29 protein-coding genes are annotated in these 25,662 nt (G+C 61.9%); all 29 read left to right on the forward strand.

Going from position 1 to position 25,662, the window contains the following annotated elements; translation table 11 throughout:
- On the forward strand, positions 1-131 hold a 131-nt coding region (locus H5U26_RS11650), incomplete at its 5' end, for an IS3 family transposase (RefSeq protein ID WP_366055942.1).
- A gap of 540 nt (positions 132-671) precedes the next feature.
- The gene (locus tag H5U26_RS11655; protein WP_290619854.1) at positions 672-1,658 is read left to right on the forward strand and encodes an EpsD family peptidyl-prolyl cis-trans isomerase; all 987 of its coding nucleotides are present in this window, start codon (positions 672-674) and stop codon (positions 1,656-1,658) included.
- Positions 1,659-1,702: 44 nt separating this feature from the next.
- Positions 1,703-3,193 (forward strand): undecaprenyl-phosphate glucose phosphotransferase, encoded by a 1,491-nt coding sequence (locus H5U26_RS11660; protein ID WP_290619856.1) that lies wholly within the window; start codon positions 1,703-1,705, stop codon positions 3,191-3,193.
- A gap of 49 nt (positions 3,194-3,242) precedes the next feature.
- Entirely contained in the window at positions 3,243-4,406 is a 1,164-nt protein-coding gene (epsL, locus tag H5U26_RS11665) for an XrtB/PEP-CTERM-associated polysaccharide biosynthesis outer membrane protein EpsL (RefSeq protein WP_290619858.1), read from the forward strand.
- A gap of 55 nt (positions 4,407-4,461) precedes the next feature.
- Positions 4,462-5,238 (forward strand): polysaccharide biosynthesis/export family protein, encoded by a 777-nt coding sequence (locus H5U26_RS11670; protein WP_290619860.1) that lies wholly within the window; start codon positions 4,462-4,464, stop codon positions 5,236-5,238.
- Positions 5,239-5,249: 11 nt separating this feature from the next.
- On the forward strand, positions 5,250-6,605 hold the full coding sequence (gene epsF, locus H5U26_RS11675; protein WP_290619862.1) for a chain length determinant protein EpsF: 1,356 nt from the start codon (positions 5,250-5,252) through the stop codon (positions 6,603-6,605).
- Positions 6,602-7,477 (forward strand): polysaccharide biosynthesis tyrosine autokinase, encoded by an 876-nt coding sequence (locus H5U26_RS11680; protein ID WP_290619864.1) that lies wholly within the window; start codon positions 6,602-6,604, stop codon positions 7,475-7,477. The genes epsF and H5U26_RS11680 overlap by 4 nt, the downstream gene beginning before the upstream one ends.
- A 5-nt stretch (positions 7,478-7,482) precedes the next feature.
- Positions 7,483-8,364 (forward strand): exosortase B, encoded by an 882-nt coding sequence (gene xrtB / locus H5U26_RS11685; RefSeq protein ID WP_290619866.1) that lies wholly within the window; start codon positions 7,483-7,485, stop codon positions 8,362-8,364.
- A gap of 4 nt (positions 8,365-8,368) precedes the next feature.
- Positions 8,369-8,680 carry a nucleotidyltransferase domain-containing protein gene (locus tag H5U26_RS11690; protein ID WP_290619868.1) on the forward strand — a complete coding sequence of 104 codons (312 nt, stop codon included), beginning with the start codon at positions 8,369-8,371 and terminating at the stop codon, positions 8,678-8,680.
- A gap of 130 nt (positions 8,681-8,810) precedes the next feature.
- Positions 8,811-9,491, forward strand: a complete 681-nt coding sequence (gene epsI, locus H5U26_RS11695) for an exosortase-associated protein EpsI, B-type (RefSeq protein WP_290619870.1) — start codon at positions 8,811-8,813, stop codon at positions 9,489-9,491.
- Between the two features lie 72 nt (positions 9,492-9,563).
- Positions 9,564-10,655: a GDP-mannose 4,6-dehydratase gene (gmd, locus tag H5U26_RS11700; RefSeq protein ID WP_290619872.1), complete on the forward strand. Its 1,092-nt coding sequence runs from the start codon at positions 9,564-9,566 to the stop codon at positions 10,653-10,655.
- Between the two features lie 171 nt (positions 10,656-10,826).
- A complete protein-coding gene (locus H5U26_RS11705) occupies positions 10,827-11,216 on the forward strand; it encodes a nucleotidyltransferase domain-containing protein (protein ID WP_290619874.1) in 390 nt (129 codons plus the stop codon).
- Positions 11,201-11,617 (forward strand): DUF86 domain-containing protein, encoded by a 417-nt coding sequence (locus H5U26_RS11710; protein WP_290619876.1) that lies wholly within the window; start codon positions 11,201-11,203, stop codon positions 11,615-11,617. The genes H5U26_RS11705 and H5U26_RS11710 overlap by 16 nt, the downstream gene beginning before the upstream one ends.
- A gap of 11 nt (positions 11,618-11,628) precedes the next feature.
- Positions 11,629-12,609 carry a GDP-L-fucose synthase gene (locus tag H5U26_RS11715; protein ID WP_290619878.1) on the forward strand — a complete coding sequence of 327 codons (981 nt, stop codon included), beginning with the start codon at positions 11,629-11,631 and terminating at the stop codon, positions 12,607-12,609.
- A gap of 5 nt (positions 12,610-12,614) precedes the next feature.
- Positions 12,615-12,884 (forward strand): DUF4160 domain-containing protein, encoded by a 270-nt coding sequence (locus H5U26_RS11720; protein ID WP_366055941.1) that lies wholly within the window; start codon positions 12,615-12,617, stop codon positions 12,882-12,884.
- A gap of 14 nt (positions 12,885-12,898) precedes the next feature.
- Entirely contained in the window at positions 12,899-13,132 is a 234-nt protein-coding gene (locus H5U26_RS11725; RefSeq protein ID WP_290619882.1) for a DUF2442 domain-containing protein, read from the forward strand.
- Positions 13,133-13,400: 268 nt separating this feature from the next.
- Entirely contained in the window at positions 13,401-14,939 is a 1,539-nt protein-coding gene (locus H5U26_RS11730; RefSeq protein ID WP_290619884.1) for a lipopolysaccharide biosynthesis protein, read from the forward strand.
- A gap of 7 nt (positions 14,940-14,946) precedes the next feature.
- A complete protein-coding gene (locus tag H5U26_RS11735; protein WP_290619886.1) occupies positions 14,947-15,252 on the forward strand; it encodes a hypothetical protein in 306 nt (101 codons plus the stop codon).
- Positions 15,249-16,010 carry a glycosyltransferase family 2 protein gene (locus H5U26_RS11740; RefSeq protein WP_290619888.1) on the forward strand — a complete coding sequence of 254 codons (762 nt, stop codon included), beginning with the start codon at positions 15,249-15,251 and terminating at the stop codon, positions 16,008-16,010. The genes H5U26_RS11735 and H5U26_RS11740 overlap by 4 nt, the downstream gene beginning before the upstream one ends.
- Positions 16,010-16,186, forward strand: coding sequence for a hypothetical protein (locus H5U26_RS11745; RefSeq protein ID WP_290619890.1), 177 nt, complete (start codon positions 16,010-16,012; stop codon positions 16,184-16,186). Before H5U26_RS11740 ends, H5U26_RS11745 begins: the two co-directional genes overlap by 1 nt.
- 1 nt (position 16,187) lies before the next feature.
- On the forward strand, positions 16,188-17,324 hold the full coding sequence (locus H5U26_RS11750; RefSeq protein ID WP_290619892.1) for a glycosyltransferase family 4 protein: 1,137 nt from the start codon (positions 16,188-16,190) through the stop codon (positions 17,322-17,324).
- A gap of 123 nt (positions 17,325-17,447) precedes the next feature.
- Positions 17,448-18,596 (forward strand): hypothetical protein, encoded by a 1,149-nt coding sequence (locus H5U26_RS11755; RefSeq protein WP_290619894.1) that lies wholly within the window; start codon positions 17,448-17,450, stop codon positions 18,594-18,596.
- Positions 18,565-19,806, forward strand: coding sequence for a glycosyl hydrolase (locus H5U26_RS11760; RefSeq protein ID WP_290619896.1), 1,242 nt, complete (start codon positions 18,565-18,567; stop codon positions 19,804-19,806). Before H5U26_RS11755 ends, H5U26_RS11760 begins: the two co-directional genes overlap by 32 nt.
- 223 nt (positions 19,807-20,029) lie before the next feature.
- Positions 20,030-20,725 (forward strand): class I SAM-dependent methyltransferase, encoded by a 696-nt coding sequence (locus tag H5U26_RS11765; RefSeq protein ID WP_290619898.1) that lies wholly within the window; start codon positions 20,030-20,032, stop codon positions 20,723-20,725.
- Positions 20,726-20,793: 68 nt separating this feature from the next.
- Positions 20,794-21,243 carry a transposase gene (locus H5U26_RS11770; protein WP_290619900.1) on the forward strand — a complete coding sequence of 150 codons (450 nt, stop codon included), beginning with the start codon at positions 20,794-20,796 and terminating at the stop codon, positions 21,241-21,243.
- 58 nt (positions 21,244-21,301) lie between these two features.
- A complete protein-coding gene (locus tag H5U26_RS11775) occupies positions 21,302-21,754 on the forward strand; it encodes a serine acetyltransferase (protein WP_290619902.1) in 453 nt (150 codons plus the stop codon).
- A 3-nt stretch (positions 21,755-21,757) separates the two neighbouring features.
- Positions 21,758-22,900: a glycosyltransferase family 4 protein gene (locus H5U26_RS11780; RefSeq protein WP_290619904.1), complete on the forward strand. Its 1,143-nt coding sequence runs from the start codon at positions 21,758-21,760 to the stop codon at positions 22,898-22,900.
- Positions 22,897-24,072 (forward strand): glycosyltransferase family 4 protein, encoded by a 1,176-nt coding sequence (locus H5U26_RS11785; protein WP_290619906.1) that lies wholly within the window; start codon positions 22,897-22,899, stop codon positions 24,070-24,072. Before H5U26_RS11780 ends, H5U26_RS11785 begins: the two co-directional genes overlap by 4 nt.
- A gap of 464 nt (positions 24,073-24,536) precedes the next feature.
- The gene (locus H5U26_RS11790) at positions 24,537-25,487 is read left to right on the forward strand and encodes a transposase (protein WP_290619908.1); all 951 of its coding nucleotides are present in this window, start codon (positions 24,537-24,539) and stop codon (positions 25,485-25,487) included.
- Positions 25,488-25,662: the final 175 nt, after the last annotated feature.

Consider the following 25,662-nt stretch of genomic DNA (forward strand, 5'->3'; position numbering starts at 1 on the left):
GCCGCTACGCCAATCCCAACGAAGCCATCGCCGACGTCACCCACTACATCGTCGGCTTCTACAACACCCACCGGCTGCACTCCACCCTCGGCTACCGTTCCCCGGCCGACTACGAGAAAGCCACCACCTGAAATCCCCTATCCCGGTGTCCACTGAAACTTGACCATGACACGAGGCGGGCCTCCCACAGGGGCTCGACTGTGGGAGCGGCGCCCTCGCCGCGAAATGTTCGTGCGAGACATTCGGCCCGAGGGCGGGCCTCCCACACGGACTGGACTGTGGGAGCGGCGCCCCCGCCGCGAATCGTCGTGGCGACCCGTTCGGCCCGAGGCGGGCCTCCCACAGGGGCTCGACTGTGGGAGCGGCGCCCTCGCCGCGAAATGTCGTGGCGAGACATTCGGCCCGAGGCGGGCCTCCCACACCGGCGCCCCCCCGCGAATCTGATGCGCCGCGCTGTCACAAATGTTTCGGGACCTGTAAAGGTCTCGTCATGCACCGCCATCAGACTGCGCGGCCTCCGGCTGCAGTAAAAACACGCACTTTTGCAGCTTGGCGGTGCGCGATCCGCTTGTATAGTCCCCATGCTCCATAAGCACCCACAAGCATCTGGCTCATTTTTTGCTCAACCAATACACATGAAACACCGCACCACAGCAGCACCCGGTAGACACATGGGCGATGCCCGTTCGCAAGTCGGCATTGCGTTGTTGAAGCGCCTCGTCGTGACCGGCGCGCTGATCGCCGGGCTCACCGGGTGTGGCGGCGGGCAGGATGAGATCGCCGACAAGGCCGGGCAGGCGGTGGCGACGGTAAACGGTGAGGATGTCACCGTGCATCAGCTCAACTACCTCCTGGCGCGTCTGCCAGGTGCTGCCCAGGCGCCGGATCCTGTGGCGCTCAAGCGCCAGGCGGCGGATCAACTGGTGACCCGTCAGCTGCTGCTCGAGCGCGCCCTGGCACAGAAGCTCGACCGCGATCCGGCCGTCATGCTGGCGCTGGAGGAGAGTCGTCAGCAGCTGCTGGCGCAGGCGCACCTGGAGCGCGTCATGGCTCAGGCCGTGCCACCCACCGACGACGAAATTCGCAAGTACTACGACGAGCACCCACTGAAGTACGCGCAGCGCAAGCTGTTCCTGATGCGTCAGGTGGCCACCGACAACACGGTGCCGCGGGAAGAACTCGATGCCTACGGCAAGGGCGAAGTGACCGCCGAGAGCCTGGTCAAGTGGCTGCAGGAGCGCGGCGCCAAGGTGCGCGTGTCGATTCGCACGCTGCCCTCCGAGCAGGTGCCGGAGCCGATTCTGGAGCGCCTGCAGACCCTCAAGCCCGGCCAGGCCATCATGGTCGGTTCGGCCACCGAATCGACCGTCAGCTTCCTGGTCGAGGCGCGCGATGCCCCGATCACCCTGGAACAGGCCAAGGACTCCATCCGCCAGACGCTGCTGAACGAGCGACGCCAGGCGCTGGGCGAACAGGAAGTCAAACACCTGCGTGAACAGGCTGACATCAAATGGCTGGGCGAGTTTGCCGATCAGCCACCGACACCGGCCGAAGGCGCCGTGCCGGCCCCGCAGACGCAGCCAGCGCCGGCCGTGGACTCCGAGCAGGAGGACAACGACGACGACGGCATTGGCCAGGGCCTGAAGGGCTTGCGTTAGGCCGGCACCTGTCGCATGTCATCTGCGCGATACCCCGTCATGTCATGCAATCCCGGTACGGCATTTTGAATTCGGTGGTCGACGACAAGCTGGGTAGCGCGGACCTGGCCCCGATGGCGGCCAGCCAGCACGTGCGCCTCATTCGCACCCCGGAGATCCTCGACCAGCGGGTGGCGCTGGCCGTGTTGGTGCTGCGCCTGCTGGACCCCCTGGTGACAGTGATCATCCTGCTGCTGGGAGCGCGCTGGCTGGGTCTGGACATCACCCTCATCGAACGGGCCGCAGCAACCGCCGCCGCACTGGTGGTGTTTTCGCTGTTTCGCGACGTGGCGCATGGCCAGCCTTGGCGACGCGGCGGCGAGTGGGCGTTGGTCGGCTGCATCATCGGCTCGTGGATGTCGGTGGTCGGCCTGCTGATCATCATGGCCGTAGCCACTGGCGTGACCGAGCACTTTTCGCCGCCGTTGGCGGAACTGTGGCTGTTGGTCACCCCGGTCGTGATGATCCTGTATCACTCCGTGACCCGCGCGCTGCTGCTGTACCTGACCCGTGGCAGCCAGCGCAGTGCCGTGGCAGTGGCGTTTACCAACGTCTCGCTGGCACTGCGTCGCGCGCTGCAGGACGCCGAAGATGGCGGCGTCGATTTCAAGGGCTTCTTCGACGACCGCAGTGCCGCCCGGCTGGGTCTGCCCAGCTCGGATGCGCTGCTGGGTCGTCTGGCGCAGACGGCGGATTTTGTGCGCGAGCACAAGGTCGACCTGGTCTACATCGCCCTGCCCATGCGCGGCGACCCGCGCGTGGAGGCACTGCTCGATGGCCTGCGCGACACCACTGCCTCGGTCTATTTCGTGCCGGACATGCACTTCGTCGACCTGCTGCAGGCGCGGGTCGACCAGGTGGGTGGCATACCGGTCATGGGTGTATGGGAAACGCCGTATTACGGGGTCAACGCCGTAGTCAAGCGGGCCAGCGACATCGTGTTCGCCACCCTGGCGCTGCTGGCTCTGAGCCCCTTGATGATCGCCATCGCCATCGGCGTCAAGCTCGGTTCGCCGGGGCCGGTGCTGTTCAGGCAGCGTCGTTACGGCTTCGGCGGCGAGGAAATCCGCATCTACAAGTTCCGCACCATGACCGTGTGCGAAGACGGACCCAACGTTCCGCAGGCGCGCCGTGACGATGACCGCATCACGCCGCTGGGCCGCGTGCTGCGACGCACGTCCCTGGACGAGCTGCCGCAGTTCATCAACGTCCTGCAGGGCCGCATGAGTGTGGTCGGGCCGCGTCCGCACGCCGTCGCCCACAACGAGCACTACCGGCGCCTGATCTCCGGCTACATGCACCGCCACAAGGTCAAGCCCGGCATCACCGGCTGGGCGCAGGTCAACGGCCTGCGTGGCGAAACCGACACGCTCGACAAGATGCGCTCGCGGGTCGAGTACGACCTCGAATACCTGCGCCGCTGGTCGTTGCGTCTGGACCTGCGCATCATGCTGCGCACGGCGGCCCTGGTGTTCAGGGATGCGCATGCGTATTGAGGTCATGCGCCGAATCGGCGGTCTGACGGGGGGTATCGGAAGCTTGCTGTTGTGTGGTCTGCTGCCGGCGTTGGCGCGGGCGGGCGAGGGCGATTTCCTGACGCCGTTCGCCGGCATCGCGTCGGCCTACGAGGACAACCTGTTTCGCCTGTCCGACGACGTGGACGAAGAACTGGCGCTCGGCGAATCGAGCCGCTCCGACTGGATGCGCACCGCCTTCGCCGGCCTGGGACTGGACTGGCAGCCCGGCCGCCAGCAAGTCACCGCCAGCCTGCAGGCGCTCGACCAGTCCTTTCAGCGCTTCTCGTATCTGGACAACACCGGCTACGACACCCGTGCGCGCTGGAACATGGCCGCCGGCCGCAGCCTGACCGGCACCGTGGATGCGGGCTTCCAGCGCCAGCTTGGCAGCTTCGAAAACTTCCGTGAGCCGGTAAAGGACCCGGTCGATACCGCGCATGGCACGCTCGATCTTGGCTACCTGATCACGCCCGAGATCGAGCTGCGGGCCGGAACCGGCATTCGCACCACCACGCACGGACTCGAGAGTCGTGAGGCGTCCAACTTTCGCGGCAGCCACTGGCTGCTGGGCGTGTCCCGCCGCACGCCGCTCGGAAACCGGCTCGGCTTGCAGTACCGTCGGGAAGATGGCCGTTTTCCGAAGCGGGATGTCGGTCCCTTCAGCCTGACCGACGATGGCTACCTGCAGCAGGAAGGCGTCGTCACCTTCACCTGGCAGGGCGGCTTCACGTCGCTTGACGGGCGCCTGGGCTATTCCTGGCGGCGCTCCAACAACCTTGAATTCCGGGACTATTCAGGTCCTTCCGGTGATCTGAGCGCCCGCTACATGTGGTCACCCAAGCTGATGCTGGACCTGAATGCCTACCGGCGCCTGGAATCGCTGGACGACCTGTTCTCGAGCTCCGTAACCACCACCGGTTTCTCCTTCAGGCCGGTCTGGGCGCCCACCGACCGCATCGTCCTGCGGGCCAACACTGGCTACACCCACCGCCAGTACGAGGATTCCGGCCTGTTTGTGGGCGCCACGCAGCCGAAGGAAAACATCCTGTCCTACGGACTCAGCGCCAGCTACACGCCGCGGACGCTGGTGACGCTCAGCGCCGGTTACAGCCACAGCCAGCGCAGTTCGGACCGTCCCGGCAACGACTATGACGCCAACTCATTCAATTTCTCGGTGCAGGTCAACCTGTAACACGGCGCTGTCACAATCGGCGCCGGCAGACTTGGAAAACTCAGGAAAATCAACGATGAAGCGATGGCTCAGGACAATCAGCGGCATGCTGCTGGCGGTAGCGGCCGGCGGCGCGCTGGCGGCCGATTACCAGATCGGCCCCGGCGACGTGCTGCAGATCACCGTGTTCGAGCACCCGGACCTGGCCGTCAAAAGCCGCGTCGGGCCGGAGGGCAAGGTCAAGGTGCCGCTGGCCGGGGCCGTGACCGTGGCCGGTCTGACCGAGCGCGAGGCCGAGGCGACCATCACCAAGGCCCTGCAGCAGGGCGATTACGTCAGCGACCCGCAAATCAGCGTGCTGGTGGATCAGTACCAGAGCCGCCTGGTATCGGTGCTGGGCTACATCAACCGGCCGGGCCGCTATCCCATGGACCGCCAACTCACGCTGGTGGAGGCCGTGGCACAGGCCGGCGGCGTGGCGCAGAGCGGCAGCGAAAAAGTGGTGCTGGTCACTGCTGATGGCCACCGGCAGGAGATCGACCTGCGCACGACCCTGGCAGACGGCGCCGGCGCCAACCCGGTGCTGCGCGGTGGCGAGGTCATCTACGTACCCAAGGCAGAGATGATCTACGTGTTCGGCGAGGTGCAGCGCCCCGGTGCCTATCCGCTGGATCGCCACATGACCGTGCAGCAGGGTCTGGCACTGGGCGGCAGCATCTCGCCGCGCGGCACCGACCGCGGCATCCGCATCCGTCGCCAGGCGGCCGACGGCACGGTGAGCGAAATCGACGCCGATTTCGACCAGCCGCTGCAGGCCGGTGACATCATCGTCGTTCGCGAACGGCTGTTCTGAGAAGCAGAGCCATGAACATCCAGGATTTTCTGTTGATTTTGTGGGCGCGCCGATACGTGGTGCTCGGCGCCCTGGCCGCCACCGTGCTGGCGGCGCTGGGCGTTACCCTGAAGCTGCCCGACAAGTACGACGCCACCACCGCGCTGCTGATCACCTTTCGCGACCAGCAGGCGCCGATGCTGTCGGTGCAGATGGCGCCAAGCTACATGGCCACCCAGTTCGACATCATTCAGAGTCAGAACGTGGCACTCAAGGTGGTCGACAAGCTCAAGCTGGCGGAACAGGCAACCGCACGCGAGCTGTGGCAGGACGCCACCGACGGCAAGGGCTCCATCCGCCACTGGCTGGCGGACGTCCTGCGCAATGACCTGACCCTGAAGCCGACCCCCGACAGCCGGGTGGTTAACCTTACCTACCGCGGCACGGATCCGCGGTTCGCGGCCGCCCTGGCCAATGCCTTTGCCGACGCGTACATCGAGACCAACCTGGAACTGAGCGTCGATCCGGCCCGCCGCGACAGCGCGTGGCTGGACTCGCAACTGACCGCCCTGCGTCAGCGTCTGGAGGAGGCGCAGGCGCGGCTGTCGGCCTTCCAGCGCGAGCGCGGCATCGTGGCCAGCGACGAGCGGCTGGACATCGAAACCGCCCGCCTGAACGAGCTCAGCTCGCAACTGGTGCAGGCCGAGGGCCTGATGCACGACGCCGAGACCCGCCAGCAGGAACTGACGCGCATCCGCAAGGGCGGCGGCAGCATCGAGAGCCTGCGCGAATTCTCCACCGACAGCTACCTGCAGAGCCTCAAGGTCGACCTGGCCCGGCGCGAGGCCGATCTGGTCCAGTTGCAGAAACAGTACGGCGCCAACCATCCGCAACTGCAGCGCGCCGAGGCCGAGGTGGCCAGCGTGCGCGGGCGGCTGGCCACGGCGCTCGACCGGCTCACGCGCAGCGTCGCCAACGAAGCCGACATCGCCCACAGCCGTGTCGAGGCACTGCGCAAGGAGCTCGACGCCCAGCGCGCCAAGGTGCTCGCCTTCAAGGAGGCGCGCGACCAGATACCGACCCTGGAGCGCGACGTGATGAGCGCACAGGCCGCCTACGACGTGGCCGCCCAGCGCTACAACGAAAGTTTGCTGCAAAGCCGCGTCTCGGATACCAACGTCGCGGTTTTGACACCGGCGGTCGTACCCACCCAGCGCAGCAGTCCCAAGCCAAAGCTGAACCTGGCAATCGGTGTGTTTCTGGGCGGACTGCTGGGCGTGGGCGCGGCCCTGCTGCTGGAACTGCTGATGCCCAAGGTGCGCGGCCCGCGCATGCTGGAGCAGCGCCTGAACCTGCCCGTGCTGGGCGTACTGGAGGGACCGGCATGAAACCGGACACGACCGCCGGACACGAGCCGGCGCCGCCGGCGGCCGATCGCATCGGCGCACTCCTGGTGCAAGAGGGCAAGCTGGCCTCAACGGACCTGACCCGCATCGCTGAGTACCAAAAGCAACATGCCGTGCGCTTTGGTGAGGCTGCGCAGGCGCTGGGTCTGCTCAGCGGAGCCGATCTGGATTCGGCCCTCGCCGAGCAGTTCGGCTACCCATGGAAGCCCGGCAGCGCCGCCACCGACCCCACCCTGTACGCGCTGGCGCAGCCGTTCGGCCATCAGGCGGAGCAGCTGCGCGCCCTGCGCATGCGCCTGAGCCTGGCGGGGGTCGGTCGCGCCGAGGGCCACCCGGCCCTGGCCGTGCTCAGCCCGCAGGACGGCGACGGCCGCAGCACACTGGCCGCCAACCTTGCCGTGTCCTTTGCCGAACTCGGGCTGCGCACACTGCTGGTGGATGCCGACCTGCGCCGGCCCAGCCAGCACACACTGTTTCGATCCGTCGTGGGCGGCGGCGGCCTGTCGGACCTGCTCGCCGGGCGAGGCTGTGCCGCTTTCATCACGCCGCTACCCGGTTTCAGCGGCCTGGCCGTGTTGCCGTCCGGCCCGGTGCCGCCCAATGCCACGGAACTGCTGGCCCGTCCGGCCCTGCAGACCTTCCTGAGCGACGTGGCGGACCGCTTCGATCTGGTGATTCTGGACACCCCGCCGACCGGACCCGGCGGCGATGCGTACTACATCGCCGCCGCGGCCCGCGCCGCACTGCTGGTGGCCCGCCGCAACCACACCAGCCTAACCGGCCTCGACACCCTCACGCAGACCCTGGCCGCCACGGGCATTCCGGTGCTGGGTGTGGTCATGAACCGGGGTTGAACCACATGGCAGCCGTGCATCCCACGTCAATTGCGCATTCCGGACCGCGCTGGCTCGCCGCCTGGCCGGTGCTGCTCGGCCTGGCCGTGCTGTATGGGCCGACCGTGTATGGCCTGGCCACCGGCCTGTGGCAGTCCGAGGATCAGGCCCATGGGCCGCTGATACTGGCCGTGGTGCTGTGGCTGGCATGGTCCTGCCGCGATGCCTTCTCGGCGGCGACGCAACCCCGCCCGCTCGCCGGCTGGCTGTGGCTGCTGCCCGGCCTGTTGCTGTACGCCGTCGGCCGCTCGCAGGACATCCTGATCTTCGAAATCGGCTCGGCCATACCGGTGCTGATCGGCTGCCTGCTGGCGCTGGTGGGCCCGGCTGCGGTGCGGCGCCTGTGGTTTCCGCTGTTTTTTCTGATTTTTCTGATCCCGCTGCCGGGCTTTCTGGTGGACGCCGTCACCGGGCCGCTGAAGCAGCACGCCTCGGCACTGGCCGCGCAGATACTGTTCGCGGCCGGCTATCCCATCGCGCGGGCCGGCGTGGTGCTGCATCTGGGGCCGTACCAACTGCTGGTGGCGGATGCCTGTTCCGGCATGCATTCAATCTATTCGCTGGCCGCCGTCGGCCTGTTCTACCTGTACCTGATGGGCTACAAGAACCGCCTGCGGCTGGGCCTGCTGGTGCTCGCCATCGTGCCGATCGCCTTCCTGGCCAACACGCTGCGCGTGGTGACCCTGGCGCTGATCACCTTCCACATGGGCGATGCCGCCGCCCAGGGTTACCTGCACGGCCTGGCCGGCATCTCGCTGTACCTGTTCGCGCTGGCGATGTTGCTGGCGCTGGACGCGCTGCTGGGTCTGCTGCCCGGACTGCGCGAGCCGCGGCGCGTCAAAGGCTAGCCCCATGCGTCTTAGCCACGCCCAGGTTCGTCGGCTCAAAGACACCGTGCGGCAGTGTTTTGGTGCCGATGCGCGGGTGTGGCTGTTCGGGTCGCGGGTCGACGATGAGCAGCGTGGAGGCGATTACGATGTCTACGTCGAGACCAACCTTGCCGATGCCGCCCTGATCGTGGATCGCAAGCTGGATGCGCTGGTGGCCCTCACGGAAAGTCCGGAATTCGAGGACGAAAAAATCGACCTCGTGGTGCGCCCGGTCAACGCCGGCATCGAGCTACCCATTTACCAGGTCGCCCGCCAAAGTGGGGTGCAGCTATGAGTCTTCACGCAACGTTGCCGGCCGCGCTGGCGAACTGCTGGCCGTTTGGGGCCGGGTCCAGGAATTTGCCCATGCGCAGCCAGCGACCAATCCCTGACACCGGCAGCATCCCCGAATTCCCCCTATCGTCATGACAACAGCCAACCCTAACCTGCGTACCGTACTGATCGGCATCTGCATGCTGGCCGCCGCCGGCCTGGCCTACGCCATGAAGCCGACGCGCATGGTCGCCGGCGCCGACACGTTCCAACTGGAAAGCGCCATCCCGCGCCAGTTCGGCGCCTGGACGGAACAGAAGCAGCAAGTCCAGATCGTCGATCCACGCCAGCAGGAAACCATCGACCGCATCTACAGCCAGGTCCTCATGCGCAGTTACGTGAACGGGGAAGGCGTGCGCGTCATGCTGTCCATCGCCTACGGCGACAACCAGGAAGACGACCTGCAAGTGCACCGGCCGGAAGTCTGCTACCCGGCGCAGGGCGCGCAGCTTCTGAGCACGGTAAACGCCAGCCTGCCGACCCCGTGGGGCGAAATTCCCATCCGCCGGCTCACGACCCAGTTCGGGCCGCGCCACGAACCGGTGACCTACTGGGTCATGGTCGGCGACCGCGCCATCATCGGCAGCCTGCAGGGCAAGCTGGCACAGATGCGCTACGGATTCCGCGGCCAGATACCGGACGGCATGCTGGTGCGGGCCTCGACCATTGACCCCGACGACGAGCGCGCATTCGCCCAGCAGGCACGGTTCCTGCAGGACCTGCTCGCGGCCGTGCCGCCCGAAACCCGCAAGCGCCTGTCCGGCCTGCAATAGGCACGCGGCAGGGCTGCACACCCCCCCACCCCCGGCAATGCCGGAATCGACCGACCAGAAGGCCGCAACACCATGTCAAAAAAAATCGCCCTCATCACCGGCATCACCGGCCAGGACGGCGCCTACCTCGCCGAATTCCTGCTCAAGAAGGGCTACATCGTGCACGGCATCAAGCGCCGCACGTCCCTGTTCAACACCGACCGCATCGACCACCTGTACCAGGACCCGCACGTCGACAACCGCCACTTCGTCCTGCACTACGGGGACATGACTGACTCGTCCAGCCTGGTGCGCATCATCCAGCAGGTGCAGCCGGACGAAATCTACAACCTGGCCGCGCAAAGCCACGTCGCGGTCAGCTTCGAGGAGCCCGAATACACCGCCAACTCCGACGCCATCGGCGTGCTGCGCCTGCTGGAAGCCATCCGCATCCTGGGCCTGGAGAAGAAAACCCGCTTCTACCAGGCCTCCACCTCCGAGCTGTACGGCCTGGTGCAGGAAACACCCCAGAAGGAGACCACCCCCTTCTACCCGCGCAGCCCCTACGCCGTCGCCAAGCTGTACGGCTACTGGATCGTCGTGAACTACCGCGAGGCCTACGGCATGTACGCCTGCAACGGCATCCTGTTCAACCACGAAAGCCCGCTGCGCGGCGAGACCTTCGTCACGCGCAAGATCACCCGCGCCCTGGCGCGCATCAAGCTCGGGCTTCAGGACTGCCTGTACCTAGGCAACCTGGATGCCAAGCGCGACTGGGGCCACGCCCGCGACTACGTGGAAATGCAGTGGCTCATGTTGCAGCAGCAGCAGGCGGAGGATTTCGTCATCGCCACCGGCGTGCAATACAGCGTGCGCGACTTCGTCAACGCCGCCGCCGGCGAACTGGGCATGCATATCCGCTGGGAAGGGCAGGGTGTCCACGAGAAGGGTTACCTCGAACCTACGGGCCGCTGCATCGTCGCCGTCGACCCGCGCTATTTCCGGCCCACCGAAGTGGAAACCCTGCTCGGAGACGCCAGCAAGGCCCGGCAGAAACTGGGCTGGACGCCACAGACCAGCTTTGTCGACCTGGTTGCCGAAATGGTGCGCGAGGACCTGAAAGCCGCCGAGCGCGACGAACTGGTCAAACGGCACGGTTACAAGGCCATGGACTACCATGAGTAAATCCGCGTTGCCTGAAAACTCGGCGGCCAACCGCAACTGGCCGATACGCGGATGCACGGCCACAAGAAATGACCGCCTGACGCATCCGAACTTCCTGCGCACGCTGGTCTGGTCGGCCGGGGAAGCGCGGATTTATTCGGCGTTTCCCCAGGCATGCAGGTGGGAGGACGCATGGATTTGAATGATCATATTGGACAGGTATTGATGCAGCACGGAGATATCCGTCTGGCGATTCTGTTCGGATCGCTGGCCGTGGGACGCGCGACGCCGGCGAGCGATCTTGACTTGGCCGTACTGATGCAGGCGCCGCTGTCCGCTGAAACCAAAATGGCCTTGATTGGCGATCTGTCACTGGCAACCGGACGCCCCGTAGACCTGATCGATCTGCGTACGACGGGTGAACCGGTACTCGGGCAAATTCTCAAACATGGCGTTCGCCTCTTTGGTAGCGATAGCGACTATGCTGAGCTGATCAAGCGGCATCTGTTTGAAGAAGCCGATTTCATGCCCTATCGCAGAAGAATCCTGACCGAGCGGAGAAAGGCGTGGATCGGGACGTAATCGAGCAAAAACTCGAATCGCTGCGCCGCTGTGTGGCGCGGGTTCGCCAGAAGTGTCCGGCAACTGCCGAAATCCTGGCAAAGGATGTCGATGCCCAGGATATTCTCACCCTGAACCTGACCCGTGCGGTCCAGCTTTGTGTGGACATCGGTGCGCATCTGATTGCCGCACGAGACAACCCCGCCCCGGATACGATGGGGCAAACGTTCGATGTGCTGGCAGACCTTGGCACCATCCCCCCTGAACTTGCCGCGCGCATGAAAAAAGCCGTCGGTTTTCGGAACATCGCGGTCCATAACTATGAAGCCATAGACTGGCAGATTGCTCACGCGATCGCCACGCGGCATATGGAAGACTTCACCGCCTTCGCAGCCGCCGTTGCCGATGCGGCCGGAATTTGAGTCCTGCCGAAATGAAACCCTCGGACAAAATCTACATCGCCGGCCACCGCGGCCTCGTCGGCTCCGCGCTGATGAGGAAGCTGCGCGAACGCGGCTACACGAATCTGCTCATCCGTACCCACGCCGAACTCGACCTAACCGACCAGGCCGCCGTCGAAGCCTTTTTTGCCGCCGAGAAGCCCGACTACGTCTTCCTGGCGGCGGCCAGGGTCGGCGGAATTCACGCCAACAACACCTACCCAGCCGAATTCATCCGCGACAACCTCGCCATCCAGACCAACATCATTCACGCAGCGTACCAAAGCAACGTCAGGCGCCTGCTGTTCCTGGGCTCCAGCTGCATCTATCCGAAGCTGGCCCCGCAGCCGCTGAAAGAGGAACACCTCCTCACCGGCCCGCTGGAACCCACCAACCGGCCCTACGCGCTGGCCAAGATTGCCGGCATCGAGATGTGCTGGAGTTACAACCGCCAGTACGGCACCCAGTACCTGGCCGCCATGCCCACCAACCTGTACGGCCCCGGCGACAACTACCATTCGGAAAACTCGCACGTCATTCCGGCCCTGATACGTCGCTTTCACGAAGCCAAGGTGACCAATGCGCCGAGCGTCACCGTGTGGGGCACTGGCACCCCCAGACGCGAGTTCATGTACAGCGAAGACATGGCCGACGCCTGCGTCTACCTGATGACCCTGCCGGACAAACAGTTCGTGCCACTGCTGGGCCAGGACCGCAACGACGGCCTGGCGCCCCTGGTCAACATCGGCGTCGGCCACGACCTGACCATCCGCGAACTGGCCGAAACCGTGGCTGCCACCGTGGGCTATCAGGGCGCGATCGAATTCGACGCCACCAAACCCGACGGCACGCCGCGCAAGCTGATGGACGTGGGGCGGCTGAACGCGATGGGGTGGAAGGCCGGGACAAGCTTGAAAGCGGGCCTGAACACCGCCTATGCTGATTTCCTGGCTTATCGACCAACGGAGAGATAGCCGAAATGCCGACTATCAGCATGTTCTACGGCATCGTCATCTATCTCTACTTCTTCGATGACGAGCGACACAAACTTCCTCATATCCATGCACGGTATCAGGGGCAGGAAGCTTCTTTTGCTATTGGGGACGGGGCGGTGCTCAGTGGAGAAATACCCCGATCCAAGACCCGGCTGGTGCAGGCATGGATTGAAATCCACAGAGACGCGCTTCTTGCGGATTGGGCACTTGCCGTCAATGGCGAGCCGCCCTTCCAGATCGACCCATTGAGATAAGGAGACCCCGAAACATGGAAACCGTCACCCAAGTCCGCGTTCGCGATAACTACCTGCTGGAGATCGATTTCAGCACCGGCGAAACGCGGGTTTTCGATGCGCGCCCCTATTTGGAAAAAGGCGTGTTCACTCGCCTGAAAGACCCGGCAATATTCAGGCAGGCTTACGTCGCTTACGACACCGTATGCTGGCCGGGCAACCTCGATATCGCCCCTGAAACCCTCTATGACCGATCGCAGCCCGCGTGATGCTTAACGCCCCCGCCGCGAATCCGCAGAGCCCGGCACAGCATTCGGCCCGAGGGCGGGCCTCCCACCGGGGTGGTCCTGTGGGAGCGGCGCGCACCATTCGGCCCGAGGGCGGGCCTCCCACAGCGTTTTCCTGTGGGAGCGGCGCCCCCGCCGCGAATCTCCCGTCGCCGGCGCAGCATTCGGCCCGAGGGCGGGTCTCCCGTCGGGTCGTCCTGTGGGAGCGGTCCCCCCGCCGCGAAAAAACTGGCCGATCGGCTTGTTCGCCATGACCTCGCCCACTCAAGCAGGCTTGGCTGCGCGCAGCATCACGGCATTCCTGTGGGGCAGCGGCGGTGCATTCCTGCGCTTGTTCATGCAGATAAGCGTTCAGATTGTGCTGGCGCGCCTGCTTGGCCCGGCGCAGTACGGCCTGTTCGCCATGAGCGTGGTAGTGATGACTTTCTCCGCCTTTTTCTCGGACATCGGCTTGGCCTATGGTTTGATCCAGCGCAAGCATCTGGACAGCACCGACATACGTTTTGTATTTACCCTGCAGGTCTTGCTCGGTTTGATCATCACTGTCGCGCTAGCGGCCCTGTCCGGGCCGCTTGCCGGCTTCTTCCGCGAGCCGCGTCTGCAGGCAATCATTCTGGCGCTGGCGCCGTTGGCCCTGTTGCAGGCAATCAGCGCGGTATCGCTCAACCTGCTCAAGCGAGAACTCGATTTCAAGGCACTGCAAATTGCGCAGACCGTCGCCTACTTCTTTGCATACGTCTGCCTCGGTATACCGCTGGGGTTGGCCGGCGCCGGTGTGTGGACCCTGGTGGTGGCCTGGGCGGCACAAAGTCTTTTGTCGCTGCTGTTGATGTATCGGGTTGTACGCCATCCGCTTGCGCCGCTGCTTCGACACCCCGATGCGTTCAGCATGGGGCACTTTGGTGGCACCGTGCTGCTTACGAACCTCATCAATTGGATCATCGGCAACATCGATCGCACCGTGATCGCACGTACCCTCGACAGCACATCAGTTGGTCTCTACGCCAACGCATACAACCTCGTCAACACGCCGTCCGGCACCATCCTCGGCTTCATGCAACCGGTGCTGTTTTCCGCATGCGCCAAGGTGCAGCACGAGCCGCAGCGCATCCGCAAGGCCTATCTCACGCTCATGGCCGGCATCACGCTGGCGATAATGCCCGTGTTTTTTGCAATTTCCGCCGTCGCGAGCACCTTGGTGCTGGCCCTGTACGGGCAACGCTGGGCGCCTGCCGCCGCAGTGTTGCAGCCGATCGCATTGGCCATGCCTATGGCCTTGCTGTGGGGCATCACCACCCCGGTACTGTGGAACACTGGCCGCGCCACACTGGAATTCAAGGTGCAGCTTCCGCTTGCCGGACTGTGGCTGCTGGGTGCGCTGTGGGCTGCGGAGCATTCGCTGGCCACGATGGCGTGGACGGTGTTGGGTCTGATTTGCCTGCGCACACTGCTTTTCACTGTGTTGGCGACGCGCCAGATCAATGTATCCCTTTGCGAATGCGCCCGCGCGCTGCGTGGCGGCGTGATCTTGAGCTTGCTCACCGCGTTGGCGGCATGGGCCGCTGACCATGTTCTCGTGGATAGCGCGCTGGGCATGCAAGCGCGGCTCGCCATCATCATCATCACATGTGGCTTCAGCGTGATGCTGGCTTTGCGCAGTTTTTCGGGCCTGCTCGGCCCTGATCTATCCGGTCTGCTGGCAAGCGCGATCGGACGCCTGCCCGGCCATGGCAGGCAGGTAGCCAGCTGGCTGCTGGCACCGCAACTGCAGCGTGTGCGCGGTACATGATTTCATGATGGATACCTTGCAGCAGATTTCGTTGGTTATACCGCCCTCTAGTTCTGGCCTGAAAGAGCCTGCGAATACCTCGATCGTCTATGTGAAATGTAGCCACAGTATCTTTTTATCTTTCCTCGACATGATGCCCAAGATGTTCATAGGGACGCCGGTGGGCGAGATCCTCGCCATGATGCTGTTGGGGCTAATTTCCGCACTTCCATTTTTGGAAGCACACATGACAAAACGCAGCAGGGTTAATTCAATGGAATTTATGCGGAAAGCGGTTCCGACCGATGCAAAATTGGCCGGCGCATGCGCATGAAATTCTCGATAGTGACTGTATGCTGGAACAGCGCGGCGGTGCTGCCGCGTGCACGCGATTCGCTGAGTTCACAGACGTGCCGGGATTACGAATGGGTGGTGGTCGACGGCGCATCGACGGACGGTACGATGGAGATCGTGCGCGACTTCGATGCGGCGCCGGTAGCGAGCGTGAGCGAGCCGGACAAGGGTATTTACGATGCGATGAACAAGGGCGTGCGCATGGCGCGCGGGGAGTATGTATTCTTCCTCAATTCGGACGATGCCCTACATGATCCTAATGTGCTGGCGGATGTGGCGCGGATACTGGAGACGCAGCCGGCGGCTGATCTTCTGTATGGCAATGTGGTCTACGCATACCCGTCCCGCAAGGTGCTGCGAACGTTTGCGCATATCAACAGACTCACCTTGCCGTTCGAGAGCTTGTGCCATCAGGCGGTGTTTGCGCGGCGTGTGCTGTTCGACAGTGTGGGGACATTCGACACGCGCTTTCGCCTGTCTGCGGATTACGACTGGCTGATTCGCGTATTCCGCAGCGGGGCGCGCACGCGTTGGATCGACCGCCGCGTCGCGCAGTTCACTGCGGGGGGCGTGCACGCGCAGGATGCCCGCAAGCTGGCGGACGAAAACCGCCAGGTGCGCCTGCAATATTTGTCGCCGCTTGCCATGCGACTCGGCAATCTGGCACGGCGGCTTCGGCATCGCTACCACCGGCACTTCCGGGCGCATCCGCTGGGCCAACTGCCCATCGAATCATGATGACTAACCAGTCCATTCCGCTGGATCACGGTTTCCAGCCTGAATACGAGGCCGGTTTTGCTATCGGTCTGGGGCGCAACTGCTGGACGGTCGTCTCTGCTGGCAGCACGTGCATGCTGGTGTTGATTCGGTGGTGCTTTCCTGCTGCATTTTTCACGCCGCGCTGGCTGCGTTGACATGAAGGTTTTGCTGGTTTCCAATGGCTTTCAGCCCAATTACGAGAAAGCCTTCGCCAATGGATTGGCTGCCAACGGCGTGGACGTCGTACTCGTCAGTTCGGATCGTACGTTGATCGCCGAACTCGCACACGGGGTTGAAGCCGTCAATTTGCGTGGCAGTCAGGATCCGCATCGCGTCGCATGGAAGAAAGCCGCCAATATTCTGCGCTATGCTGGCGCGCTCGTCCGGCATATACGGGGTGGCCGATACGATGTAGTTCATCTCACGGGTTTGTACATGACCCGCAATGTATTCGCAGGCTGCCTGGAATGGTTGATATATCGGCTTAGTGCGAAGCACTTTTTCATGACGGTGCATAACATCCTGCCACACGGTCGACATGGTGCGTGGTACCGCGCCTTGCATCACGTTATTTACAGATTGCCGCATCGGCTGGTGGTGCATACCGCAAAAATGCGAACGGACCTCGCGGAAGACTTCGGCATTCCGGAAAGCCGCATCGTGGTGATGCCACATGGAGTCGATGCCGTGCCGGAGAATTTCGCCGTGCCGGCGTCGTCGGAAACATTTCGCATTTTGCTGTTTGGCGGCCTTGTCCGATACAAGGGGGCCGATTTATTGCTGTCCGCTCTGGCATATTGTCCAGAGCTGCCAATAGAGGTGACCATTGCCGGCGAGGCACGCGACGCGGCCTACGCGCATGAACTCGAAGAGTTGATCGGGGCGCTTGGCGAAAATCACAAGGTGATCTGGGAGCGCGGATTCATACCTGAATCTGAAGTTTCTGGTTATTTCGAGTCCTGCGATGCGGTGGCCTTGCCCTATCGTCACATCGACCAGAGTGGCGTGTTGTTCACGGCCTTTCGCTTTGGTTGCCCAGTAATCGCCACGGATGTGGGCGCCTTTCGTGACAGCCTGCCCAACTTCGCCGGCTGGATCGTCGAGCGAATCGATCCACAGGGGCTGGCCGGCGCACTGCGCGAGTTTTATCGGCACCGGCGAGCGTTCGACCGGGCGCGTATACGTGAACACGCGCAGTCGCTGGGTTGGCAATACTGCGTGCGGCCGCTGGTTGCGGCCTATGAGGAGCATAGCGTGGGATGCCACGCCAAACCGCTGAGTATGGACGACTAGCAGAAATATGCGCACGCCACGTTGCCGCGAGATTGGACAAAATACCGACATGCCAGGCAGAAAAGGCAGTGCGTGGAGCTTGACCGCACTCCTACCTGAGTCGATTAGGTAGGCGAAATGACCATGAACAGCGCCGAACACATGGCCGATTACAAGAAACCTGCTTCGTTTGGCGACTTGCGCCTGGATGAAGTATTCGGCTACGTTGTTTTCTTTCTGATGATTGCGAGCGTTGCTATAACACCATTTAGATATTTTAATTACTCATTCCCTTTAGTGGCGGTGCTGGTAATATTGGCCAACCGTCACATGCGTACAACGGAGTTGGCGCGTCCATATCTTGTTGTAGTGTTAGCAGGCATTGCGCTTATTCCTTTAGCAAACCGTCAGGGAATACAGGACATCTATCTCGTTCTGACCGGCCTGTCGCTAACACTTGTTGGTCATAGGAGATTGTGGTCATGGAACACGATTTTCTTGGCATCGATTCTCGGGCTGATAACAAACGTCGCTGCGAGGGTCGCATCCGACGGTGCAGGTGCTGTGCTGTCGCATGTCACATTCGATGTGGCGGCGTCGAAATCCACCTTCGAGTCAGGGTTTTCATATGTGTTTGGATTATTGGCGGTGTGGGCGGCATATACCCGGCGTTGGCGTAGCTTTGCCTTGGCTTTCATGTTCGCGCTGCTGACTCTGAAGCGCATTGTGATTTTGGGTATTTTTCTTTGCTTCGTGCTGCAGTTTTTTCCCAGGCCGATGGTGCGAAGCATATTGCAGCCGCTGCCGATGCTGCTGGCGAATGCCCTGTTCATTGTCTTGATTCTGTCATACGGTTCTGGCAGTTTGAATTTTCTTATTCATGAGCTGACCGGCCAAAGCGCCGATCAGTTCGGAATGGGCAGGCAAGGATTGTATGGCCATGTGGTGGTTGACATTTTTCGGGATCCCGGGCGGTTCCTGTTGATGGGGATGGGGCCGGGGCAGGTCTATGATGCCCTGGAGGGAGGCATGGCGTGGGTAGGCAAGGGGAATCTTCATGCCGATACGCTGAAGATTTTTTATGAGTACGGTGGCGTAGTGTTGACGATGTTCGTATGGGCGCTTTATTCGTCGCGGCGACTGGGTGTCCTGCTGGTTGCTCTTTACACCAATGTTCTTTTGCTGACCGACAACACTTTGATCTATCCCTTTTATATTTTCTTCGCGACTCTGGTGGCCGCTTCTTTACAGGAATCCGATGATGCCAATGCAACATCCAAGGCTGTCAATTGAGATGATCGTGTACAGGCTCGGCGTTGGCTTGCTCATGCTTGCAGGCGCCTCCGTATGCGGCGCGGCGGAAATAGACCAGCTCACGCCGCCGGCCGCGCCGGTACCGCCATTCTATTTTGGAATTCACAACCATCGTTTTCACGATCAGGCCATGCGTCCGATGATCGACTTCGGCACGTGGCGATTATGGGGTGCCGGAGTGGAGTGGACTCTGCTTCAACCAAAGGAAAATGAGTGGAATTTCAGGCGGCTCGACTTTGCTCTGTCGGTGGCCAATTCATCTGATTACGACGTTTTGCTGACGTTTGGCCGCACGCCTCGCTGGGCCTCGGCACAGCCGGATAGGCGCTCTTTTTACGGGCCAGGGGAGGCCGCGCCGCCGCGCAACATGAACGATTTCGCCAGGTTCGTTCGGCGGGTGGCGAGCCGCTACAAAGGCAGGATCAAGTCGTATGAAGTATGGAACGAGCCGGCATCGAGCGGGTTTTTTTCCGGTACGGTAGAGCAAATGGTCGAAATGACGCGAATCGTCGACCAAGAAGTCGCGCGCGCGGACCCAACGGCACGCATTGTTTGTCCATCCCCGGCAAAATACGAGAGCCTGAACTGGTTTGGCCGCTTCGTAGCGGCTGGTGGTGCCAATTACTGCGACATCATCGGATATCATTTTTATACGGACAGCGAATTTCCCGAAGAAAGATTGAACCTTATCAGGAAGGTATTCGATGTGCTCAAAGCGCATGATCTGACCACGAAGCCTGTCTGGGATACGGAATCGGGGCTGAGCATAGGCAATAAAAATGCAGACTCTCCCGCAGCCTCGGCGCGCGGTCATATCGCGCGCTGGTTGATTCTGACGTGGGCGAGCGGGGTCGAGCGTTTTTATTGGTACGCGTGGGATCACGATCGCCTGGGTTTTGTAAATCCTTCAGGCGATATGCGCGAGCCCGAATTGGCGGCCTACCAAATTGTCCAGAAATGGATGCTGGGTAGCAGTTTTCAGGAGTGCGCGCGAGTCGATCAGCGTTGGAACTGCCATCTGACGTTGAAAAACGGCAAGTCCGCCATACTTTTCTGGACTCAGGATAACTCGAAACAAGCCGTTGATGTTACGCCTCCCGTGTGGCTTGAAGATTTGCATGGTTTTGCAGGAAGTATTCAAGGAGGTTTAGTGTCGATTACTGGCGATCCTGTGTTGGTTGTTCAGTGAAATTAATTGTTCCCCAAGGCGACGCGCAGGTGCGCCGTTCGAGGGCATGGTGCGCCCAGAACAGGAACAGCCTGGAAAATCGGAGCGAATCAGCTTTGAATGAGTGGAATCGTGCCAAAAATCGCTCTTCATGAAGTAAAATATGGGGTAGGCTACGCTTCGTGCAGAGGTTCCCTAGATATACATTTGGCAAGGTGTATATCGCACGTTCGCTGAGGAAAATATGAATATCCACGCAATACACGCCCAAATCTTCAAAGTGTGGCGACAGAAGAGAATGGTCAAGTTTGAAGCCATCATACAACCGCGGGCCGAGGATTTGGTGCTAGACGTTGGTGGCTATCCGGGAACTTGGACGACAAGGCCCCAACTTGCGAAGAGAATTGATTGCCTGAACCTTCATAAAGTGGAATTCGATGGAGGCCGATACCCGAAACATCACATCACAACATCAGTTGGAGACGGATGCTCTCTCACATACGATAAAAACTCCTACGACATATTGTTTTCTAATTCGGTTATCGAACACGTCGGGGATTGGGAAAAACAAAAGGCATTTGCTCGGGAGGTGAGACGAGTTGGAAAAAGGCTATGGATACAAACCCCCGCGATTGAGTGCCCAATCGAACCTCACTTTTTAGCGCTGTTCGTTCATTGGCTACCCGTTTTTGTCCGGCGACGACTTTTGAGATGGTTAACTCCTTGGGGATGGATTCAAAGGCCTTCGCAGGAAAAGATTGACGAGACGATTGCTTTTACCCGGCTACTCAGCAAGAAGCAGGTTAAGGAACTGTTTCCAGATTGCGTGGTCGTCACGGAGAGGTTGCTGTGGGTAATTCCAAAATCCTACATCGCTTACCGAATCAACAGCGAACAAGCGGATGCAGTCAACGCGCTACCGCGCGTGACTGATCCATGACGTTCTGGAACCCCTGCATGAATCCTCTTCGTTGATAAAATTCTAACTCCGCACTTCGAGTCACCGCCATGCATGCATCCGGGCAACTGAGTTTCAGCGACGCCGAGTTTGACGGCAAGAAAAAAGTCACCCGTCGCGAGCGTTTGCTGGGCCAACTGGAATCGCTTTTGCCTTGGCCGGACCTCATCGCGCTGATCGAGCCGCATTACCCCAACAGCGGACGCCCCGGCCAGCAGCCGCTGCCCTTGGCGAGCATGCTGCGCGTGCATGTTGCGCAGATCGCTTACAACTGCTGCGACCCGGGCATGGAAGACGCGCTGTACGAGGTGGCCAGCCTGCGCCGGTTTTTTCGCGTCGAACTGGCCGGCGTGCCGGACGAGAGCACCCTTTTGCGCTTTCGCCGCACGCTGGAAGAAGACGGCCTGGGCCGGCCGTGTTTGCCGCGATCAACTGGCGCTTGGGCGATTCAAGGAAGTTCAGTGTCGATTACTGGCGATCCTTTCTTGGTTGTTCAGTGAAATGATTTATTGCTTTCAGGACTGGCCGGCCAATAGCGGTAATGTAAAGGGTAGGTTGGTGCTGGTTTTTTTTCGCATTGCACAGCTTATTCGACGCGCGCCTAAGCCGATTATGATTATGGGGCTTCCGGTGCTTGTGCTTTACCGAATTGGGGTGGAATGGCTGCTTGGAATCGAGTTGCCATGGGGGCTTCAAGTCGGTGCAGGCTTGCGCTTGTTTCATGGAATGGGCCTCGTTATAAATGACAAAACCGTGATTGGATCTAATGTCGTGTTGAGACATAACACCACTATTGGTGTAAAGGAGACGCTTCCATTTGGCACGAGGGCTTCCCCAACGATTGGCGACAACGTCGATATCGGGGCCAACGTGGTTATTGTGGGTCCCATCAAAGTGGGCAGTGGAGCGCGTATCGGCGCTGGTGCTGTGGTTGTGAAGGACGTACCGGAGGGCGCAACGGTCGTCGGAAATCCAGCACGTGTGGTCGTTATCGACGGTGTTGACAGGTAATAAATGAATAAGCGAGTTGTTGTGGTTCAGCGCCGCATGACACATTATCGTGTCGCTTTTTTTGAAAGCCTGCGTGCTGAGCTGGAGCTACGCAATCTGGAGCTGGTTCTTGGCTATGGCGAAGGTACGCCCAAAGAAAGCCGCAAAAATGACGGAGCGGAAGTTTCCTGGGGGCAAAAGCTGCCCACCCGATATTTTGCAGGCGGCCGCATTTGTTATCAGCCTGTTAAAGGACTGCTCAGCGGCGCGGCTATGTTGGTGGTGGCCCTTGAGAATAAGTTGATTTGCAATCTCTGGCATCAATTCTGGCCCACGCCTTACCAGGTTGGCTTATGGGGGCATGGCGCCAACCTGCAAGGCCGGGCGGATTCATGGCGCGAAAAGTTCAAGACCCATGTGGCGCGGCGTGCGGATTGGTGGTTTGGTTACACGGAACTTAGCCGCCCGCTGATAGCACGTACCGGTTTTCCCGATGCACGGATTACGGTGATCAACAATTCGATAGATACCAGACAAATGCGGGCGCAGTTCGAAGCAGTCGACGCGCTGGCTATTGCCGAATGGCGGCGGACGCAGGGTATTCAAACCGGACCTATCGGTATGTTTCTGGGGTCACTTTATGAGGAAAAAAGAATTGATTTTCTGTTGCAGGCGGCAACCGAGGTGCGTGCCCGTGTCCCCGATTTTGAACTCGTTGTGGTCGGTGCGGGGCCACAACGTGCGCTGGTGGAGAGTTTTTGCGGGGCCAATTCCTGGGCGCATTATGTCGGCATGCTCAAAGACATGGACAAGGTCACCGCCCTTGCCTCGGCGACGGTGATGCTCAACCCCGGCTTGGTGGGGCTGGGTATTCTGGATTCGTTCGTGTGTGAGGTGCCGATGCTGACCACGGACTGCGGCATACACAGCCCGGAGATCGCCTATCTGCAATCCGGCGTAAACGGTGTCATGACTGAAAATACCTTGCCGGATTATGTACAAGGTGTCGTGTCACTTCTGGAAGACTCGGCGCGGCGCGACAGGGTCAAGGCCGGTTGCAAGGCGAGTGCCACGGAGTACACGGTTGAAAACATGGCGCGCAATTTTGCCGAGGGCGTCGAGCGTTGCCTGAATAGCAATGGGTGTGGCCGAAGAATGCGGCCATGAGGGTACTGCTGGCGCACAACGCCTACCAGCACCGCGGCGGCGAGGACTCGGTGGTGGAGTCGGAGCTGGCGCTGCTGCGCTCGCACGGCCATGTGGTGGAAACCTTTTTCCGCAGCAATGACGACGTGGCCGGGATGCCTACGTTGTCGCTGGCGCGCCAGACGTTGTGGTCCGGTCGTACCTCCCGTGATCTGGCGGTGCTGGTGCGCCGCTTTCAGCCGGATCTGATCCATGCCCACAACACCTTTCCGCTGATTTCGCCCTCGCTTTATTGGGCGGCGGCGCGCGCCGGGGTGCCGGTGGTGCAGACGCTGCACAACTTTCGGCTGATGTGTCTGAATGCCCTGTTCCTGCGCCAGGGCCGGGTGTGCGAGGACTGCATGGGACATCTGCCCTGGCGGGGCGTGGCGCGCGGGTGCTATCGGGACTCGCGCGCGGCGTCGGGCGTGTTGGCTGGGATGTTGACGCTGCACCGGGGGCTGGGGACGTATCGGCACAAGGTGGCGCGCTATATCGCGCTGAACGAGTTTTGCCGGGGCAAGTTCATCGAGGGCGGTTTGCCGGCTGAGCGGGTGGTGGTGAAGCCGAATTTCGTTGATTGGGCTGAAACGCAGTCTCACACCGACCCTCTCCCGGAGGGGGACGGAGAAAGACAAGGTTTGCTGTGCGTGGGGCGGCTGTCGACTGAAAAGGGCGTTGCGGTGCTGGTCGGGGCCATGGCGCTGTCGCCCAGTGCGCAACTGCGGGTGGCGGGCGAGGGTCCGCAAGCCGGGTTGCTGGACGGCGTGGCGGGTGTGACGCGGCTTGGCAGTCTGCCGGGCGAGGCGGTACGGCAGGAAATGCACCGGGCGCAGGCGCTGGTGATGCCGAGCATCTGGTACGAGAACTTTCCGCGCACGATTGTGGAGGCGTTTGCGTGTGGCCTGCCGGTGATCGCCAGCCGCATCGGCGCGCTGGCGGACATTGTTCGCGACGGTCAGACCGGCCTGCTGTTCGAGCCGGGCAACGCGCGCGATCTGGCCGACCGGGTGGCGTGGGCGCGGGCAAATCCGCAGCGGATGGCGGCGATGGGGGCCGCGGCGCGCGCGCAGTACGAGGCCGAGTTTTCGCCGGAGGTGAATTACCGGCGGTTGATGGAGATTTATGAGGGGGTGATGGCGGAGGGGCGATGAAAACTGGACAAGCCCTTGGGAGTGGGAGGCCCGCCCTCGGGCCGAATCTTCACTCAAGATTCAAGATTCAAGATTCAAGATTCAAGATTCAAGATTTTGCCTTGGTTGAATGCGAGGGCGGGGGGGGTTGGATAGTTGGATTATGGGTCGAGCGGCGATTACAACTGGACAACTCCGTGGGAGGCCCGCCCTCGGGCCGAATCTTCGGGTGTGGGGATCGGGCTTTGGATTCGCGGCGGGGGCGCCGCTTGTATGTTTGGTCTTGGCAAGTCAAAAAGGGCTTGCCGGGGCGGAGGGACCAGCGCCGCATCTGGCCGCAGGCACAGACCGTGGGAGAGCTCGTCCCGCCCCTCACCTTCAGGCGCCCATATGGAATCTATCGGCAGCGACCGACGATTAAAGGCAAGCCAGCGCAACGGTGAGCTCCCGGCAAGCACGACACACGCTAACCGGGAGAGATGACGATGGCAATGGCAGTCGAGACGCTACAACTGGGGGTTGATGTGGCCAAGGCCGAGCTGGTGCTCTGCCAAGGCTGGGATGAGCAGCTGGTGACGCTGGTCAACGAGCGGCGCGCGATCCGCTCCTATCTGAAGCACCTGTCGGGGCCGACGGCGCTGGCAGTGGAGGCGACCAACCGGTTCCATCTGGCACTGGTCGAGGAGGCACAGGCGCTGGGCCACACGGTGTATGTGGTCGACGGCTACCGACTCAACGCCTACCGCAAGAGCATTGGCGGCCGGGCCAAGACCGACGCAAGCGATGCCCGGCTTCTGCTGCGCTATCTGCGCCATGAGCAGACCTCGCTGCGGCCGTGGAGCCCGCCGCCGGCCGGCTACAACCGCCTGATCCGGCTACTGCGCCGGCGCGCCAGCCTGATCCAGGCCAAGGTGGCGCTGACCCAAAGCCTCCAGGAGCTGCCCGAGCTCAAGGCCGCCGTGCGCAGCCTGCTGCGCCAGTTCGCCCGGCTCGACCTGTTGATCCAGACGCGGCTGCGCCAGGCACTGGCCGAGCATGGCTGGGCGGCGGATGCCCAGCGCTGCCAGGCGATCGAGGGCATCGGCCCGCTCACCGCCGCCGGCCTGGTCACCGTCTTCCGCCGCGGCGCCTTCCACAGCAGCGATGCCTTTATCGCCTTCTTGGGACTCGACGTGCGCGTGCGCGATTCCGGCCAATTCACTGGCCGGCGCAAGCTCACCAAACAGGGCGATCCGGAGCTGCGCCGGCTGCTCCACAACGCAGCCATGGCCGCCTGCCGCTGCGCTACCTGGCAGCCGTTCTACCAGCGCTACCGAAACCGCGGCCTGAGCACCACCCAGTGCCTGGTCATCCTGGCCCGCAAGCTCGCCCGTATCGCCTTCGCGCTCCTCAAAAACCAGTCGACCTATCAGCCCAACTCCACCCCGATGCCTTGACCTCGAACATAGAATCTCCCACGGGGGCTTCCACAGGGGGTTTTTTCTGTGGGAGGGCCATGTCGCGCTGCGCGCTCCTCGCAACGACGGTGTGGGACGTTGTACGTCGGCGGGCAGGGCGCGCTGCGCCGCGCAGCACCAACACCCCGTTCGCAACAAAAACCGCCGTCGTCCT

The organism is Immundisolibacter sp., from assembly GCF_014359565.1.
In the GTDB taxonomy this organism is placed as follows: Bacteria; Pseudomonadota; Gammaproteobacteria; order Immundisolibacterales; family Immundisolibacteraceae; genus Immundisolibacter.